The organism is Nocardioides sp., assembly GCF_034670285.1.
Classification (GTDB): Bacteria; Actinomycetota; Actinomycetes; order Propionibacteriales; family Nocardioidaceae; genus Nocardioides.
In genome coordinates this window covers 1-2517 of record NZ_JAXMNS010000481.1, presented here as the reverse complement: position 1 = coordinate 2517, position 2517 = coordinate 1, and the positions used below count along the sequence as shown (strand labels likewise).

The following is a 2517-nucleotide window of genomic DNA, read 5'->3' as shown; positions in this document are numbered from 1 at the left end:
TCCGATCTGTCGAGCTTGGTGAGCACGATGCCGGTGACGTCGACGACCTCGCTGAAGACGCGGGCCTGGATCATGCCGTTCTGACCCGTGGTCGCGTCGAGCACGAGCAGCACCTCGGTGACCGGTGCCTGCTTCTCGATGACGCGCTTGACCTTGCCGAGCTCGTCCATCAGGCCGGCCTTGTTCTGCAGCCGCCCGGCGGTGTCGATGATGACGGTGTCGACGCCGGCGTCGACGCCCTGCTTGACCGCGTCGAAGGCGACGCTGGCGGGGTCGGTGCCCTCCGGGCCGCGGACGACGTCGACGCCGACGCGCTCGCCCCAGGTCGCGAGCTGCTCGACCGCGGCGGCGCGGAACGTGTCGGCGGCCCCCAGGGTGACGCTGTGGTCCTCGGCGACGAGGATGCGGGCGATCTTGCCGACCGTGGTGGTCTTGCCGGCGCCGTTGACGCCGACCACGAGCACCACGCCGGGGCGGCCGTCCTCGCCGGTCACCTGAAGACGGCGGTCCATGTCGGGGTCGACCAGCGCGATCAGCTCGTCGCGCAGCACCGCTCGCGGGTTGCCGGCCTCGTCGCCGCCGACGCGCAGGCGGGTGCGCAGGTTGTCGACGACCTGCTGGGTGGGTGCCACGCCGACGACGGCGGTGAGGAGCCGGTCCTCGATCGACTCCCACGTGTCCTCGTCGAGGCGGTCGCGGCTCAGCAGCGCCAGCAGACCGCGACCGAGGCCGCCCTGCGAGCCCGCCAGGCGCTCGCGCAGCCGCACCAGGCGCGAGCGCGTGCCCTCGGGCCTCTCCAGCGCCGGGGTGACCGGCAGCTCGAGGTCGACCGGCGGGGCCTCCGGCTCGAGCGTGGTCGTGCCGGGTGCCTCGGTGGTCTCCGGAACGGTCGTCGGAGTCGTGGTGGGAGCCGGCGTGGGGGTCGGTCCGGGGCCTCGCCGCGTACGACGCGAGCGGACGAGCAGTCCGATGCTGGCGCCGAGGGCTACCACGGCCACCACGGCGATGAGGATGATCAGCTGCAGGGTCTCCATGGGGCCATCCAATCAGCCGTCCGTTCAGGTCGGCGGGCGCTCCCTCACCAACGGCTCCAGCACCGACCGGATGAGCGCGGGGACCGGCGTCACCGGGCGCTGCGGATCGGTGTTGTCGACGTAGACGTGCACGAAGCGTCCCTCGGCGCACGCCTCCTGCTCGGGCGCACCCTCGCCGCCCTGGAAAAGCCCGACCCGGTAGATCACCGACGACGAGCCGAGACGGTCGACGACCAGGCCCAGCTCGATGGGTCGCGGGTAGCCCATCTCGGCGAAGTAGCGGCATGACACCTCCGCGACGACCCCGATCTGCGGGAGGTGCCGGATGTCGGTGACGGTGGCCTCGGCGAGGTGGGCGTTGACGGCGGTGTCGATGAGGTCGAAGTACCGCGCGTTGTTGAGGTGGCCGTAGGCGTCGTCGTCGGACCACCGGGTGGTCGCGGTGCGCCACGCGACGTAGTCGGCTCTGGTGGGGCGGGCGGCGCGCTCGGTCATGCAGGAATGGTGCCACGACCCCGCAGGGGTCTCCCGGTCGCCGACATCTCGATACGCCGACGCCTCGCTCCGCTCGTCCGTCGACTACTCGATGACCAACCCAGTCACGCGCTGCCTTCGGTCGTCGAGTAGCCGGCCACGCGACGAAGGAGCGAGCCGGCATATCGAGACGCCCGCAACCCGAACGCCCACCGCCCCCACTCACCGTCCGCGCGCACCTCACCACATCTCGATACGCCGACGCCTCGCTCCGCTCGGCCGTCGGCTACTCGATGACCACCCCGCGCCACGTCGGGACGCGGGCACGTTGCGTCCTGCTACTGCTCCCGCAGGCGCTGGGAGATGACGGCGCTCACGCCGTCCCCGCGCATCGTGACGCCGTAGAGGGCGTCGCCGACCTCCATCGTGCGCTTCTGGTGGGTGATGACGAGCAGCTGGGAGTTCTCGCGCAGCTCCTCGTAGATCTCGAGCAGGCGGCCGAGGTTGGTGTCGTCGAGCGCGGCCTCGACCTCGTCGAGGATGTAGAACGGCGAGGGGCGCGCCTTGAACAGCGCCACCAGGAAGGCCACGGCCACCAACGACCGCTCGCCTCCCGACAGCAGCGAGAGCCGCTTGACCTTCTTGCCCGGCGGCCGGGCCTCGACCTCGATGCCGGTGGTGAGCATGTTGTCGGGGTCGGTGAGTACCAGACGGCCCTCTCCCCCCGGGAAGAGCCGGGCGAACGTCGAGTCGAAGGCCCGTTCGACGTCTGCGTAGGCCTCGGTGAAGACCTGCTCGACGCGGGTGTCGACCTCGCGCACGATGTCGAGGAGGTCCTTGCGGGTGCTCTTGAGGTCCTCGAGCTGCTCGGTGAGGAACTTGTGTCGCTCCTCCATCGCCGAGAACTCCTCGAGCGCCAGCGGGTTGACCTTGCCGAGCATCGTGAGCTGACGCTCGGCCTGCTTGAGCCGCTTGAGCTGTTCCTCGCGGACGTACGGCGTCGACGGGG

Annotated in this window: 3 protein-coding genes; all 3 read right to left on the bottom strand. The window is 70.8% G+C overall.

The features are described from left to right. The coding region (locus VOI19_RS17975; protein WP_323794315.1) for a signaling recognition particle receptor family protein at nt 1-1034 on the bottom strand (1034 nt) is incomplete at its 3' end. Nucleotides 1035-1058: 24 nt separating this feature from the next. Beyond that, nucleotides 1059-1529, bottom strand: coding sequence for an acyl-CoA thioesterase (locus VOI19_RS17970; protein ID WP_323794314.1), 471 nt, complete (start codon nt 1527-1529; stop codon nt 1059-1061). Between the two features lie 317 nt (nt 1530-1846). Continuing rightward, nucleotides 1847-2517: AAA family ATPase (locus VOI19_RS17965; protein WP_323794313.1), on the bottom strand; the 671-nt coding region annotated here is incomplete at its 5' end.